13 protein-coding genes, 1 tRNA gene and 1 pseudogene are annotated in these 14,680 nt (G+C 71.6%); 7 read left to right on the forward strand and 8 right to left on the reverse strand.

The features are described from left to right. Positions 1-5: 5 nt before the first annotated feature. The 3 genes from ACFYYH_RS06380 to ACFYYH_RS06390 all read left to right on the forward strand — a co-directional run bounded on the left by ACFYYH_RS06380 (position 6) and on the right by ACFYYH_RS06390 (position 3,832). A complete protein-coding gene (locus ACFYYH_RS06380) occupies positions 6-2,075 on the forward strand; it encodes an SPFH domain-containing protein (protein WP_388546658.1) in 2,070 nt (689 codons plus the stop codon). A 142-nt stretch (positions 2,076-2,217) separates the two neighbouring features. Beyond that, entirely contained in the window at positions 2,218-2,805 is a 588-nt protein-coding gene (locus ACFYYH_RS06385) for a lytic polysaccharide monooxygenase (RefSeq protein WP_388546660.1), read from the forward strand. A 538-nt stretch (positions 2,806-3,343) separates the two neighbouring features. Further along, on the forward strand, positions 3,344-3,832 hold the full coding sequence (locus tag ACFYYH_RS06390; RefSeq protein WP_388546663.1) for a phospholipase: 489 nt from the start codon (positions 3,344-3,346) through the stop codon (positions 3,830-3,832). A gap of 120 nt (positions 3,833-3,952) precedes the next feature. On the opposite strand, the gene ACFYYH_RS06395 is transcribed toward ACFYYH_RS06390, so the two are convergent. The 6 genes from ACFYYH_RS06395 to ehuB form a co-directional block, all read right to left on the reverse strand. Beyond that, positions 3,953-4,026: transfer RNA gene (locus ACFYYH_RS06395), tRNA-Lys, on the reverse strand. A gap of 153 nt (positions 4,027-4,179) precedes the next feature. Next, positions 4,180-4,941 carry an IclR family transcriptional regulator gene (locus ACFYYH_RS06400; protein ID WP_388546666.1) on the reverse strand — a complete coding sequence of 254 codons (762 nt, stop codon included), beginning with the start codon at positions 4,939-4,941 and terminating at the stop codon, positions 4,180-4,182. Positions 4,942-5,116: 175 nt separating this feature from the next. After that, the gene (gene ehuA, locus ACFYYH_RS06405) at positions 5,117-5,932 is read right to left on the reverse strand and encodes an ectoine/hydroxyectoine ABC transporter ATP-binding protein EhuA (protein ID WP_388546668.1); all 816 of its coding nucleotides are present in this window, start codon (positions 5,930-5,932) and stop codon (positions 5,117-5,119) included. After that, complete coding sequence (ehuD, locus tag ACFYYH_RS06410; protein ID WP_388547254.1) at positions 5,922-6,539, reverse strand: ectoine/hydroxyectoine ABC transporter permease subunit EhuD; 618 nt, start codon at positions 6,537-6,539, stop codon at positions 5,922-5,924. The genes ehuA and ehuD overlap by 11 nt, the downstream gene beginning before the upstream one ends. Positions 6,540-6,571: 32 nt before the next feature. Continuing rightward, entirely contained in the window at positions 6,572-7,246 is a 675-nt protein-coding gene (gene ehuC, locus ACFYYH_RS06415) for an ectoine/hydroxyectoine ABC transporter permease subunit EhuC (protein WP_388546670.1), read from the reverse strand. Then, positions 7,243-8,193, reverse strand: a complete 951-nt coding sequence (gene ehuB, locus ACFYYH_RS06420) for an ectoine/hydroxyectoine ABC transporter substrate-binding protein EhuB (RefSeq protein WP_388546673.1) — start codon at positions 8,191-8,193, stop codon at positions 7,243-7,245. Before ehuB ends, ehuC begins: the two co-directional genes overlap by 4 nt. Positions 8,194-8,345: 152 nt before the next feature. On the opposite strand from ehuB, the gene ACFYYH_RS06425 reads away from it, so the two are divergent. Next, positions 8,346-8,843, forward strand: a complete 498-nt coding sequence (locus tag ACFYYH_RS06425) for a DUF3830 family protein (protein WP_388546676.1) — start codon at positions 8,346-8,348, stop codon at positions 8,841-8,843. A gap of 160 nt (positions 8,844-9,003) precedes the next feature. Here the strand turns inward: ACFYYH_RS06425 and ACFYYH_RS06430 are convergent, their stop codons facing one another. Further along, positions 9,004-10,464, reverse strand: a complete 1,461-nt coding sequence (locus ACFYYH_RS06430; RefSeq protein ID WP_388546679.1) for an amidase — start codon at positions 10,462-10,464, stop codon at positions 9,004-9,006. Then, positions 10,457-11,407 carry a D-2-hydroxyacid dehydrogenase gene (locus ACFYYH_RS06435; RefSeq protein ID WP_388546681.1) on the reverse strand — a complete coding sequence of 317 codons (951 nt, stop codon included), beginning with the start codon at positions 11,405-11,407 and terminating at the stop codon, positions 10,457-10,459. Before ACFYYH_RS06435 ends, ACFYYH_RS06430 begins: the two co-directional genes overlap by 8 nt. Before the next feature lie 153 nt (positions 11,408-11,560). Between ACFYYH_RS06435 and ACFYYH_RS06440 the strand changes: the two are divergent. From ACFYYH_RS06440 to ACFYYH_RS06450, 3 genes and pseudogenes are all read left to right on the forward strand, one after another. Further along, a pseudogene (locus ACFYYH_RS06440) lies at positions 11,561-12,284 on the forward strand (decarboxylase); the annotation flags it as partial. Positions 12,285-12,759: 475 nt separating this feature from the next. Further along, on the forward strand, positions 12,760-13,479 hold the full coding sequence (locus ACFYYH_RS06445) for a decarboxylase (RefSeq protein ID WP_388546684.1): 720 nt from the start codon (positions 12,760-12,762) through the stop codon (positions 13,477-13,479). A 97-nt stretch (positions 13,480-13,576) separates the two neighbouring features. Continuing rightward, complete coding sequence (locus ACFYYH_RS06450) at positions 13,577-14,665, forward strand: LLM class flavin-dependent oxidoreductase (RefSeq protein ID WP_388546686.1); 1,089 nt, start codon at positions 13,577-13,579, stop codon at positions 14,663-14,665. The last annotated feature ends 15 nt before the right edge of the window (positions 14,666-14,680 follow it).

A 14,680-nucleotide genomic window follows, 5' to 3' on the forward strand; every position in this document is an offset into this window, starting at 1 on the left:
CAAGGATGACGACGACGACCTCGCACCCGAACGACGAGGACCCGGCGCCCGCCGTGCCCCCGGCGGACGGCGAGCACCCCCCGACCGTTCCGGCGCCGGACGGGGGCGGCGGGTCCGTGGCCGCCCCGGCCCCCGCCCCGGCAGGGCCACCGGCCCCGGCGGGAGACGGCGGGGAGACGTCCGCCGAGAGCCGGGGGGCGCCGGGGGGCCGCTCGGCCCGCTCGGTGTTCGGTGCCGAGATGTGGGTGCCGACCGCGACGGCGGAGCCCCGGGACCAGGGCGCCACGCTCTTCGGGCGCGGACCGGCCGAGCGGACCGTCGAGCACACCTTCGGGCACTTCTTCCGGGACGATCCGGTGTCCGCGCCCTTCGACGACGAGCCGTTCCCGGCCGGCGGCGAGGACAGGCCGCGCGGTACGGGCGGGCTCGGGTCCGGGGGCGGTCCGGTGCACGCGCCGCTCATCGCGCAGGCCGCGCGGGGTTCGGTGCGCGCGGGGAGCGCCGGGGAGACGTCCGTACAGCCGTGGACGTATTCGGCGGCCCGGGACGCGGCCCGCGATACGGCCCGGGACGCGGCCCGCGATACGGCCCGGGACGGGGCCCGCGACGGGGCCCGCGATACGGCCCGGGACCCGGGCGGGCACGCGGATCCCGGCCACGGTCACGGTCACGGCGCGGGGCCCGGCACGCCTCGGGGCGCCGGTCACGGTGCGGATCACGGCGCCGGTCCTGGCGCTGATCACGGCGACGGGACCTCGGGCGCGGAGGCGGACCGGGCGCGGGACACGGCCGACGGCGCCGGTCACCCGACGGGCCGGCCGGCCGCCACGGAGACGGACGAACCGTCCGCCGAGCCCGGCCCCCGGGAGCGGCCGGGACAGCCGGGACAGTCCGGTCGGCCGGGGCCGGTGGGCCGTCAGGGCGGCGGGGAGAGCCCCCGGTGGAGTCCGCTCATCGTCGGCGAGTCCACCCACGAGATCCCCGTCCATCTGCTCTTCCGCGACGAACCGGCCGGTGTCAGGCCGCCCACGGTCGTCAGACGGCGCCGGGGGACCAGCGAGCAGCCGCGCGTACGGACGGTCTCCCCGCCCGTGCCCGCCGTGCCCGTGCCCGCGCCGCCCGCGCCCGTCCCCGTGACCGCCGCACCGGCACGGCCCGCGCCGCCCGTCGATCCCCGGCTGGCCGAGCGGCCAGGACCCGTACTGCCCGGCTGGGCCGCCACGCTCGTCGGGTTCCTGACCCTGATGGCCTGCGCGGGGCTGCTCTGGTGGGCCGGGGCCGTACCGGACGCGGTGGCGAGGCCGCTCGGACTGCGGCCCAAACCGGACCGTGGCATCGGGCTCGGGCAGTGGGCCCTGCTCGCGCTCGGCGGGACCTTCACGCTCTTCGCGTTCGGCGGGCTCGGCCGGGGCCAGGTCGGCCAGGCCTGGGTCCTGACGCTCTTCGGCGACTACCGGGGCAGCGTGCGCCGTACGGGACTGCTCTGGGTGAGCCCGCTGCTGGTGCGCCGCAGGGTGGACGTACGGCTGCGGCACTGGCGCAGCGAGCCGATGCCCGCGGTCGACGCGAACGGCACCGCGCTGCGGGTCGTCGTCCTGGTCGTCTGGCGGGTCAGGGACACCGTGCGCGCGACCCTCGGCGTCCGCGACCACGAGGAGTACCTGCGCGAGCAGGTCGAGGCGGCGATGGCGCGGGTGCTCTCCCAACTGCCCGCCGACGCCTTCCACGAGGAGGCCCCGACCCTGCGCGACGCGGAGGCCGTCGGTGACGCGCTGACCCGCATGCTCGCGGCGGAGTGCCGGCCCGTCGGGGTCGATGTCTTCTCGGCGCAGCCGACCCGGATCGAGTACGCGCCGGAGATCGCCGCGGCGATGCAGCGGAGCCGGATCGCCGCGATCGACGCCAAGCACCGGGACGGTGTCCTCACCTCGGTGGTGGACGCGGTGGAGGACACGGTGGAGCGTCTGACCTCGCGCGGGCTGGTCGAACTGGACGACTACGAGCGCAAGGTGCTGGTGAAGGACCTCACCGTGGCCTTCTACACCGGGCGTCACGGGGCCGGGGAGAGGCTGTAATTGGTCTGGACCTGGCGCGTACGTGTTATGGACACGGTCAAGTTCCGTTAATACTCTAGAGCTTGGTCTAGACCGCAGACTGTTCTCCCCTGCACGCGTGCAGTACGGCTCACCGAACTCCCCACGTTCTCTGGAGCGAAGCATGCGAAAGAAGATAGGCGCGGCCGTAGTGGGCCTCGCCGTGGCGGGTGCATCCCTGCTCGCCACCAGCAGCGCAAGTAGCCATGGCTACACGGACTCACCCATCAGCCGTCAGAAGCTCTGTGCCAACGGCACGGTGTCGAACTGCGGCAACATCCAGTGGGAGCCGCAGAGTGTCGAGGGGCCCAAGGGCTTCCCGGCCGGCGGCCCCGCCGACGGCAAGCTGTGCTCGGGCGGCCTCGGCCAGTTCGCGCAGCTCGACGACCCGCGTGGCGGCTCCTGGCCGACCACCAAGGTCTCGGGTGGCCAGAGCTACAACTTCCGCTGGCAGTTCACGGCCAGGCATGCCACGAGCGACTTCAAGTACTACATCACCAAGAACGGGTGGAACTCCTCGCAGCCGCTGACGCGTGCCGCTCTGGACACCCAGCCGTTCCTGACGGTGCCGTACAACAACCAGCAGCCGCCCGCGACGCTCTCGCACTCGGGCAACCTGCCGTCGAGGTCGGGCCGCCATGTGATCCTGGCGGTGTGGACCATCGCCGACACGTCGAACGCGTTCTACGCCTGCTCCGACGTCCAGTTCTGACGCGTAGTCGGCGTCGGGATCAGCCGTAAGAGATCGTAGGAACCTCGGGGGGCGCGGTGCCGTCCGGTCCGCCGCCGTGCGGTCCGTGCTCCCCGAGGGGCCTCTCGTTCGGATCTCGCTGGGCTCAGCCAGATCCGAACGAAAGACCCCAGGCGCGCCGCCGCCCGTGCGGGCCGCGGCCTCCCCTCCCGTGTCCCGTGGTCGGGCGCGGTCGAGGAACGGACAGCGGGCCATCAGCCGTGCCCGCCCGGACGTCCGGCGTATCACGCGCCCCGGTGAACGCCGTCATGCCCCGCAAGCGCCCCCGCGGTGACTCCCGCCGGGAACCGGGCAACTGGGACGGAACCGTCAACTGGAAGCACTCAGAGGCGAGTTCGATGTGAAAGGGGTTTGCCCGCGCCGGGATTTGGGGGACCATTCCCGCGGCGGTCATCGCGCGTAGACCCGTGCGACAGCCGCGCCCTTCACGCTTACGGCGCTCCGTGCCAACCCGGGCAGGGGGCGATTCCCCCCATATCCGTCCGGAGGTTGTTCCGTCATGCGCAGACGTCTGGCCCTTCCGCTCGCCTCGGCCGTACTCGCCCTCGCCGCTTCCCTGCTGACGGCCACGTCGGCCACCGCCGCGCCGGCGGACAAGCCGCAGGTCCTCAGCGGCTGGACCCAGGAGTCCGCGAGCAGCTACAACTCCTTCGTGGCGGCCCGGGGCAACCAGGGTGCCTGGTCGGCGTACGGCTTCGACTGGTCCACGGACTACTGCTCGTCCTCCCCGGACAACCCCTTCGGCTTCCCGTTCCAGAACGCCTGTGTGCGCCATGACTTCGGCTACCGCAACTACAAGGCGGCCGGTACGTTCAGCGCCAACAAGGCACGGATCGACTCGGCCTTCTACGCGGACCTCAAGCGGGTCTGCGCGAAGTACTCGGGTGCGACGAAGGTGTCCTGCGACGGACTGGCGTGGACGTACTACCACGCGGTCGACATCTTCGGTGTGAGCCCCATGGTGGACGGTTCGCGCGCGGTCGCCTGATCGCGCGGCCCGAACCGGGATCCCGGAGCCGAGCCCTGAAGGCCTGAGGCCCGCCGCCCGAGGACAGCCCGTACGACAGCGGTGGCCCCCCGCTTCCGCGAGGGGCCACCGTCCTGTCCGTGCGCCGCCAGGGACTCGAACCCCGGACCCGCTGATTAAGAGTCAGCTGCTCTAACCAACTGAGCTAGCGGCGCCTGCCGACTCGAAAATAATACCCGGTGCTCCGGAGTGCTCAGGACCACCGTCCGGGAGTCCCCAAGGGCCGCCCCGTCATCCTCGGCGGGCTCGCCGCGAGCCCGCCGAGGATGACGGGGGTGACGGGGGTGACGGGGATGACGGGAGAGCCCTCAGATCGTCAGGGACAGCGCCATCGGCGCCGCCCCGCGGTTCAGCTTCTCCGCCGCCGCGCGCAGCCGGTACGCGAACTCGACCGGGAGCGAGAGCGCCAGACAGCCCACGGTGGACCCCGCCGTCAGCGGGACCGCCGCGCAGACCGTCCCGACCGCGTACTCCTGGAGATCGAGCACGGGAACCGTCGGCGGCTGGCTGTCCAGCCGGGAGAGGAGCAGCCGCTCGCTGGTGATCGTCCGGGAGGTGAAGCGGGCGATCTTGTGACGGGCGAGATGCTCCCGGCGGCCGTCCTGGTCGAGCTGGGTCAGCAGGCACTTGCCGATCGCGCTGGCATGGGCCGTGGAGCGGAAGTCGACCCACTCGTTGACCGCGGGCGTCAGCGGACCGTCGGCGACCAGGCTGACCTTGATCTCGCCGTCGATGTACCGGCTGAGATAGACGGCCGCGCCGACGGAGTCGCGCAGCTCGTCCAGGGACTCCTGAAGCCTGGCCTCCAGCGCCTGCCGCCGGGCGGGCCCCGAGCCGAGCAGCGCCAGCGAGTCACCGATCACATAGGCACCGTCCGCCACCCGCTCCACATAGCCCTCGCGCCGCAGCATCGAGAGCAGGGGCGCGAGATGTCCGCCCGGCAGCCCGCTCTCACGGGCGATCTGGGCATCCGTCACCCCGGCGCCGCCGTACTTGGAGATGGCTTCCAGCACACGCAGCACATACCGCACCGAGTGGAACGGCGCGGTCGGCTCAGGCTTCAACGCCACGGTCCCCCCTAGGGCTTGCCGTCACTGTCCGTCCCCGCTTCCCGCACCACGATAGCCGCGAAGGGCCCGGTACGGGGTTTCCGCCGGTTACCAGAAACGCGCGACCCCCGGCCGTACGCTGGGCCGGGCCACCGTGGCATATGCCACTGGCATACGTCATCGTCGGAGTGGGAGGTCAGAGGACCGCGCCGAGGAATTCGCGTGTCCGTTCGTGCTCCGGCTCGGAGAAGATTCTCTCCGGCGGACCGGACTCGATGACCTTGCCCGAATCGAACATCAGGACCTCGTCGGAGATGTCCCGGGCGAAGTTCATCTCGTGGGTCACACAGAGCATGGTGATGTCGGTGGTGCGGGCGATGTCCCGCAGCACATCCAGCACGCCGGCGACCAGTTCGGGGTCGAGCGCCGAGGTCACCTCGTCCAGCAGCAGGATCCGGGGCCGCATCGCGAGCGCGCGGGCGATCGCCACCCGCTGCTGCTGACCGCCCGAGAGCTGGCTCGGCTTCGCCGCGTGGCGGTCGCCGAGACCCACCAGATCGAGCAGTTCACGGCCGCGCCGCTCCGCCTCGTCCCGGCTCAGTCCCAGCACCCGGACCGGCGCCTCGGTCACATTGCGCAGCACGTTCATATGGGGGAAGAGATTGAACTGCTGGAAGACCATGCCGATGCTCTTGCGCACGTCACGGACATGCTTGCTGTCGGCGGGGAACAGCTTCTCGCCGTCGACGGTGATGGTGCCCTCGTCCGGGCGCACCAGGGTCATCAGCAGCCGCAGGATCGTGGTCTTGCCGGAGCCGGACGGGCCGATCAGGGTCACATGCCTGCCCGGCCGCACCGAGAAACAGAGGTCGTCGAGGACGGTGTTCTTCCCGAATCTCTTGGTGACCTTGTCGAAGCGGATCAGCTCGGCGGGGTTCGCGTGCGCGTGCGGACCGGCCGGAGTGGCGCCCGTGCCGGCGCTCGTGGTCGGGTGCGGAAGGTCAGCGGACAAGACGACGCTCCAGGGCTCGCATCAGAAGAGAAGCCGGACAGGCGATGAGGATGAAGGCGACACCGACCACGGTCAGCGGCTCGGTGTACTGGAAGGTGGCCGCGCTCTCCAGCCGGGACTGCTGGAGCATCTCCAGCACGCTGATCCCGGCGAGCAGCGGTGTGTCCTTCAGCATCGAGATGACGTAGTTCCCCAGCGCGGGCACGATCCTGCGGATGGCCTGCGGCAGGATCACCGCCGTCCAGGTCCGGCCGGTGGGCAGACTCAGCGCCGTGGCCGCCTCCCACTGGCCGGCCGGCACCGCGTCGATGCCGGCCCGGTAGACCTGGGCCGTGTACGTCGAGTAGTGCAGCCCGATCGCGAGGGTTCCGGTGGTCAGCCCGGAGAACTGCACACCCCACTCGGGCAGGACGAAGAAGAAGAAAAAGAGCTGCACCAGCAGCGGGGTGTTCCGGATGAACTCGGTGACGGCATGGACCGGCCAGCGCAGCAGGCGCGGTCCCGCCCGGAATCCGATCGCCCAGACCAGACCGAGCGTGAAGGAGAGGAGCGAGCCGAGCACCAGCACCTGGAGGGTGAGGAGCAGACCGTCCCAGAAGCGAGGCATGAAGTCCGCGACCGCGGACCAGTCCCAGCTGTTCACCGGGCACCTCCCGGTGTGGTGGCGATGCCGATCCCGGCCTTTGTCTTCCGTTCGAGCGCCCGCATGCCACGGGTGAGGACGAAGGCGAGCACGAAGTAGATCACCAGCGTCACGGAGTAGATCTGGGCGCTCTCCTGGGTGGCCAGCCGGACCAGATAGGCGGCGAACGACACATCGGCGACCCCGAGCAGGGAGACCAGCGCGGTCCCCTTGAGCAGTTCGACGAGCAGGTTGGAGAACGGCGGGATCATCTCGGGCACCGCCTGCGGCAGCAGGATCAGCCGCATCCGCTGCCAGGGTGTGAAGTTCAGCGCGATACCCGCCTCGCGCTGCGCCGGGGCCACCGAGTTGAGCGCGCCGCGCACCACTTCGGCGCCGTACGCCCCGTACGACAGGCCGAGCGCCAGGACGGCCGCCCACATCGGGACGAGCGCCCAGCCGAACAGGCTCGGCATGACGAAGAAGAGCCAGAACATCAGTACCAGCGCGGAGGTGCCACGGAAGATCTCGGTGTAGAAGCCCGCGAGGAAGCGGACCGCGCGCGAGCGGTGGGTACGGGCGGTTCCCACGGCGAAGGCGACGACGGTGGCCAGCGCGGCGCTGTACAGGGTGAGCTGAACGGTGATCCAGATGCCGGGAAGTACCCAGTGTGTCCAGAGGCCGGCGGTCATGCGCACAGCTCCTCTGCCGTCAGCGTGGTCATCTCGGCCTCGGTGAAGCCGAACGGCCGCAGGACGCGGAAGAGTTCGCCGCTCCTCTTCATCTTGTGGATCTCGGTGTTGAAGGCGTCCCGCAGATCCGTGTCGGTGGGCCGGAACGCGAAACCGCCGCCGTCGATCTTCTTCTTTCCGTCCACGACCGGGGCGAACGGTTCCGTGGCCTCGGCCCTGCGGCTCTTCTTCACCACACTGCGGCCGGTGAGCGCGGTGCCCGCGAACACGTCGACCCGGCCGGACTCGACGGCGTTCAGTCCGGCCACGGGGTCCTGGAGAATGATGATCTCCTTCTCCGGTACACCGGCGGATATCGCGTACTCGATCTCCGCGTAACCCGTGCCGGTGGCGAGTCTCGCCCCGGTCCTCACCACGTCCTGGTACGAGCGGAGCTTCTTGGGGTTACCCCTGCGCACGAGGAACGAGTCGAGCATCTGGTACTCGGGATCGGCGAAGATGACCTGCGCGCAGCGCTCCTTGTTGATGTACATCCCGGCCGAGACCACATCGAACTGCTGGGAGTTCAGCCCGGGGATCAGCGAGGAGAAATCGGTGGCCACCGGCTGTACGCCGCCGACTCCGAGCCGCTTGAAGATGATCTTGGCGAGTTCCACCGCCTCGCCCGTGAACCGGCCCTCTTCGTCGACGAACCCGTACGGCGCCTCACCGGCGATTCCGAGCCGCACCGTGCGCTGCGATTTCAGCCGGGCGAGCGTGTCGCCGGAGGGGATCCTGCCGCATCCGGCGGCGCCGATCGCCCCGGCGGCGCCCAGTGCCGTCGTGCCCAGCAGAAGGGAGCGGCGCCCGAGGGGGCGGCTTCCGAGGGAGCGGCTTCCGAGGGGCCGGCGCGGAGGTGAGCGCCGTACGGCCGTTCTTTCCGTCTCGTGCTCTGGTGGTGAAGCCATGGGCGCGCGGCTACCCGAGTCCATTCGGGTTATGCACATGTTTTCGAGCCGATTTCGGGTCGGCCGCGCGCCGGTTCCCGCGCGGTCACGGGCCTCTTCCGAGCGGAGCACGCGGCCTTGACTCGATGGGTCGGACGAGGACGATGGGGATCATGACCGACCGATTTGTGACTGTGTCGCTGGACAAGCGCGGGGTCGAGTGCACCGCGAAACTCCTGGATGACCGGGCTCCGGTCACCTGCGCGGCGGTGTGGGAGGCGCTGCCGCTGGGCTCGGACGTGTATCACGCCAAGTACGCCCGCAATGAGATCTACGCGCTCTTCCCGGCCTTCGCCGCCGAGGAACCGCCGCTGGAGAATCCGACCGTGACCCCCATCCCGGGCGACCTCTGCTACTTCACCTTCTCCGAGACGGAACTGGGCACGGCGTCCTACGGCTACGAGGAGCAGGCCGTGCGCGGACGCCGCACGGTCGTCGATCTCGCGCTCTTCTACGAGCGCAACAATCTGCTGATCAACGGCGACATGGGGTGGATCCCCGGCATCGTCTGGGGCTCGGTGGTCGACGGCCTCGACCGGATGGCCGAGGCCTGCCAGGACCTCTGGCGAGCGGGCGCCGTCGGCGAGACGCTCAGCTTCCGCCGGGCGTAGCCTCCGCCGGGCACGGCACCGGAGACCGCAGTGGCGGCACCGGACACCGTGCCGACGGCAGCGGACACCGCGGCGGCGGGCACCGCGGCGGTGGGCACCGACACCGGACCGGCGCCGCAGGACACCCCGGCGCCCCAGGACACCGCTGAGGCGCGTCCGGTCAGCTCGGGCTTGCGGCCGGCGCGGGGATCCGGGCCGCGCCCGACGCGTACAGCGCGTGCGCCGCGCGCATCACCAGCGCGTCACCGTGCCGGGCCGCGACCAGCTGCACCCCGATCGGCAGCCCGTCCCCGTCCACCCCGCACGGCACGGTCGCCGCGGGCTGCTGCGTCAGATTGAACGGGTACGTGAATGGCGTCCAGCCCGTCCAGCGGTGCAGCCCCGAGCGCGCCGGGGTCTCCGTCCCCGCCTCGAACGCGGTGATCGGCAGGGTCGGGGTGACCAGCAGGTCGTACGACTCGTGGAACCGGCCGAGGCGCCGCCCCAGCTCCATCCGCGCGTCCACCGCGGCCAGATAGTCCAGGGCGCTGTAGCCCGCGCCGGTCGCGACGATCTGCCGCAGCCCCGGATCGAGAAGCCGCCGCTGCTCCTGGCCGAGCGGCTGCGTCAGCCGGGCCGCGCCGCCGAACCACAGCGTGTGGAAGGCCTCCACCGGATCGGCGATGTCCGGGTCGGCCTCCTCCACATACGCGCCCAGCTCGGCGAGCCGGCCCACCGCGCCCCGTACGGCGGAGGCCACCGCGGGCTGCACCGCGACCTGGCCGCCGAACGACGGGGAGTAGGCGACGCGCAGCCCGCGCACCCCGTCGGCCAGTGAGCCGCTCAGGGGCGGGGCCGGGGCGAGCTGCGACCAGTCCCGCCAGTCCGGGCCGCTGATCACATCCAGCAGCAGCGCGGCGTCCTCGGCGTCCCGGGTCATCGGACCGGCGTGCGCGAGCGTGCCGAACGGACTGGACGGGTAGAGCGGCACCCGCCCGTAGGTCGGTTTGAGCCCGAAGATCCCGCAGAAGGAGGCCGGGATACGGATCGAGCCGCCGCCGTCCGTGCCGATCGACAGCGGCGCCGCGCCGAGCGCGACCGCCGCCGCGCTGCCGCCGCTGGATCCGCCCGCCGTACGGGAGTGGTCGTAGGGATTACGGGTCACCCCGGACAGCGGCGAGTCCGTGACCCCCTTCCAGCCGAACTCCGGCGTGGTGGTCTTGCCGACGAGAACCGCGCCGTGCTCCCGCATCCGTGCCACGGCCGGCGCGTCCTCGTCCCAGTGCCCCTCGGGCCGTACGGTCCTCGAACCGCGCAGGGTGGGGCCGCCGCGCTGGAGGAAGATGTCCTTCACCGAGACCGGCACCCCGTCCAGCAGGCCCCGCGGCTCCTTCGCGCGCCACCGGCCCGCCGACTCCTCCGCCTGGGCGAGCGCCGGCTCGGCGTCGACCCGGACGAAGGCGTTGACCAGCGGCTGGACCGCCTCGATCCGCTCCAGCACCGCGCGCGTCGCGTCGACGGGCGAGAACTCGCCCCGCTCGTAGCCGGCCAGGAGCTGCCGCGCGGTGAGGCCGGCGAGGCCGGTGAGCCCCGACGGGCCGGACGGGGCCCGCGGGTCGGTCCGGTGCGTGTGATCAGTCATGCATGGGGACGTACCCACGTTTCTTGTCCACCACGTTGGGGAGGGGCTTTCCGGCGGCCCAAAGTTCATACAATTCCACGAACTGTGCGCCCAGGCGGTCGCGCCAGCCCACCGTGTCACCGCTCATGTGCGGGGAGACGATCAGCCCGGGAACGTCCCACAGCGGGCTCTCGGGGGCCAGCGGCTCGTGTTCGAAGACATCGAGCGCCGCACCCGCGATCCACCGCTTGGACACCGCGGCGATCAGATCGCCCTCCACGACGAGCTGTCCCCGTCCCACATTGATGAAGTGGGCGGAGGGCTGCATCAGACCGAAGAGGCGCGCGTCGAACATCCCGCGGGTCGCGTCCGTCAGCGGCGCCGCGCCGACCACCCAGTCGGCCCTGGTCACCAGCCGGTCGAGCTGTTCCGGGCCGTGCACCCCGGGGCGTGCCGTACGGCCGGTGACCGCCACCGTCACCCCCAGGGTCCGCAGCGTCCGGGCCACGGCCCGGCCGATGGGGCCCGCGCCGATCACGACGGCCCTGCTGCCCGTGACCTGGAGCGCCTCGCGGTGGCGCCAGCGGCGCTGACGCTGGAGCTCCAGCGTGCCGGGCAGGTCCTTCGCCATGGCGAGCACCAGTCCGGCGACATATTCGGCGATGGGTTCCTCGAAAATGCCCCGAGCATTGGTCACGACCGTGTCGGAACCGATCAGCTCGGGGCAGAGCAGCCGGTCCACGCCCGCGCTCGCGGTATGCACCCAGCGGGGCCTCGGGCCCTTTCCCGGCCAGGCGTTCCGTACCGCGTCGGAGGTGAAGTCCCACACCAGCAGAACATCGGCGTGCGGGAGTTGCGCCGCGAGGCCGTTCTCGTCGCAGTGGCGGATCCGCGCCCTGCCGGTGAGCCGGCCGAGCCGCGGGGGAGGATCCGCCTCCAGTACGAGGAGGGTGGGTGCTGGCATGGCGAGGAGCCCTTCTGCCGGAACCGGTCGGACGGGTCTGATGGTGCGAATGATTTCCACCGGGGAAAATCCGTGCAACGTCTGAGATGTGCGGATTGACCACGCTTGCACCTGGCTCTTACCGTCGTCAATAACAGGCTAAGGGGGCCCGTCTTGCACGTCTCCTTTCTGGGTGGACCACAACCGCAGCGTGGAGTGGGTGTGGTCGCCCCTTTCGATTTCGCCCTTGACCGCGAATTGTGGCGCTGGGTGCCCGACGACATCTCGCTGCGGGTGACCAGGACGCCCTATGTCCCCGTCGAGGTCTCCCTCGATCTGGCCAGGCTGGTCAGCGAGCACGAGACGCTCGGCGAGGCGGTGCGGGCCCTCGGCGCGTCCGAGCCCGAGGTCATCGCGTACGCCTGCACGTCGGGCAGTTTCGTCGGCGGACCGGCGGGCGAGCGCGCCATGTGCGAGGCGATGAACCGGGCCGGTGAGGTGCCGTCGCTCACCACGACGGGCGCCCTGGTCGAGGCGCTGGAGGAGCTGGGCGCCAGCAGGATCGCGCTGGTCACGCCCTATACGGAGTCGGTCACCCAGGCACTGGAGGACTATCTGGCGGAGGTCGGGGTAACCGTGACTGGGCGCGCCTTTCTGGGGCTGACGCGGCACATCTGGAAGGTGCCGTACCGCTCGGTCGTGGACATGGCGCGGGAGGCCGTGGTCGGGTCGGCGGACGCGCTCTTCATCAGTTGCACGAATCTGCCGACGTACGACGCGATTCCGCAGCTGGAGGCGGAGCTGCGGATGCCGGTGCTGTCCGCCAACCAGGTGACGATGTGGGCGGCACTGCGCAGGCTCGGGGCGCGGGCGGTCGGTCCCTACCAGGGGCTGCTGCTCGACCGGCGCGAGGCGGGCGGCGCCCAGGAGACGCGGGAGACGCAGGAGGCCGGAGAGGCACGGGAGGTGCTGGAGATGCGAGGAGCGCAGGAGACGCAGGAGACACGGGACGTGTCGGTCCTGCCCGTCCCGCCGCCGCCGACGGCCCCGGCGCTGCCCCCTGTCCCGTCCGCGCCGTCGGTCTCGGCCGGTCCGTCGGCCGCTCCGGCCGTTCCGGTCGCGCCGATCCCCTCGATACAGGCCCTGCCGCCGGTGGTGCCGATGGGGCCGGTCGCCCCGATCGGGCCGATGGGGCCGGCCGGTCCCGTGGCCCCGGCCCCCGGCCCCGCCACGCCCGCGTCGCAGGCCGCCCCGCAGGCCCCGCAGCCGTCGTCGCAGCCGTCGTCACGGGCGGAACCGTCCGTGGAGCCGCTGCCAGGACCGCCGCACGAGTCCCTTCCGGAGCCGCTGCCCGATGAGTAGGAAGGCTGGACATGACCACCGTCGGATTCCTCTACCCCGGACACTCCGCCGAGGACGACTATCCCCGTATGGAGGCGCTGTTCGGCATCGACATCCGGCTGGCCGTCGTCCACACCGATATTGGTGAGGATGCCCACCGGGTCGACGCGCTGATCGAGATGGGCTCGCCGGACCGGCTGGCCGAAGGGGTGGCGGAGCTCCGGCTGGCGGGCGCCCAGTCCGTGGTCTGGGCCTGTACGAGCGGGAGCTTCGTCTACGGCTGGGAGGGCGCCCACGAGCAGACGCGGACCCTGGCCAGGGCCGCCGGGCTGCCGGCGTCGAGCACCTCGTTCGCCTTCGTCCACGCCGCGAGGGAACTGGGCTTCGAGCGGGTCGCCGTCGCGGCCACCTATCCGGAGGATGTCACCGGCCATTTCACCGCGTTCCTGAAGTCGGCCGGGATCGAGGTGGTCGCGGACCGGGCCAGTGGGATCATCACCGCGGCCGAGGTCGGCACCTGGGAGTGGGACCAGGTGCTGGCGCTGGCCCGCGCGGGCGACCACCCGGAGGCGCAGGCCGTGCTGCTCCCGGACACGGCCCTGCACACGGCGGCGTATGTGCCCGAGCTGGAGGAGGCCCTCGGGAAGCCGGTCCTGACCGCCAACCAGGTCTCGGTCTGGGAGGGGCTGCGGCTGGCGCAGCGCAAGGTGTGGGCGCCGAAGCTGGGCACGCTGTTCGCGAGCAGGGAGTAGCACGCGGCGGGGCGGCGGTGAGGAATAACCGGAGAGCCCCTCCTGTTGCACCCCTTCTGTACACGTGTACGCACTTCCGCGCAGAAGGGTCAGACCGGTGGACGACCACGACACGAGCCGAGGCACGACGGACGCGATTCGGGGTACGGCACAGGGGGCGGCGCCCGTACCGCTCTCCGTGCTGGACCTGGTCACGGTGGGCCAGGGTTCCACCGCCGCCGAGTCGCTCCGTACGAGCGTCGCGCTGGCGCGGCTCGCCGAGAGCAGGGGCTACCACCGGCACTGGGTCGCCGAGCACCACTCCATGCCGGGGGTCGCGTCCTCGTCGCCCGCGGTGATCCTCGCCCATCTCGCCGCCCACACCGAGCGCATCCGGCTCGGCTCCGGCGGGGTGATGCTGCCCAACCACGCGCCGCTGGTGATCGCCGAGCAGTTCGGCACGCTGGAGGCGCTCGCCCCGGGCCGGGTCGATCTGGGCCTCGGGCGCGCTCCGGGCACCGACGGCGCCACGGCGGCGGCCCTGCGCCACTCCGACCGGCTGAACGAGGGCGCCGACGACTTTCCGCAGCAGCTCGCCGAGCTGACCCGGTTCCTGGACGACGACTTCCCCGACGGCCACCCCTACTCCCGTATCCACGCGGTCCCGGGGCCGGTCCAGGGCCCCGCCGCCCGTCCGCCGCTCTGGCTGCTCGGCTCGTCCGGTTTCAGCGCGCGGCTGGCCGGTGTGCTGGGGCTGCCCTTCGCCTTCGCCCACCACTTCTCGGCGCAGAACACGATCCCGGCGCTCGATCTCTACCGGGAGAGCTTCCGCCCCTCCGAGGTGCTGGACGCCCCGTACGCGCTGATCGGGGTCGCGGCGCTGGCCTGTGACGACGAGCGCGAGGCCCGCCGCCAGGTCCTCACCGGCGCCCTCTCCATGGTGCGGCTGCGCACCGGCCGTCCGGGTCTCGTGCCGACCCCGGAGGAGGCCGAGGCGTATCAGTTCAGCTCCCTGGAGCAGGAGTTCGTGAACACCTGGCTCACCAATATCGTCCATGGCACCCCGGACGCCGTCCGCGACGGCCTCAACGACCTCCAGAAGCGCACGGGTGCCGACGAGTTGATGATCACCGCCAACGCCCATGGCGGAGAGGCGCGTCTGCGCAGCTACGAACTGATCGCGGACGCCTACGCCCTGCCCGTCTGACGGACCGTCCGAGCG

It is taken from the genome of Streptomyces sp. NPDC002018 (genome assembly GCF_042890865.1).
Taxonomy (GTDB): Bacteria; Actinomycetota; Actinomycetes; order Streptomycetales; family Streptomycetaceae; genus Streptomyces.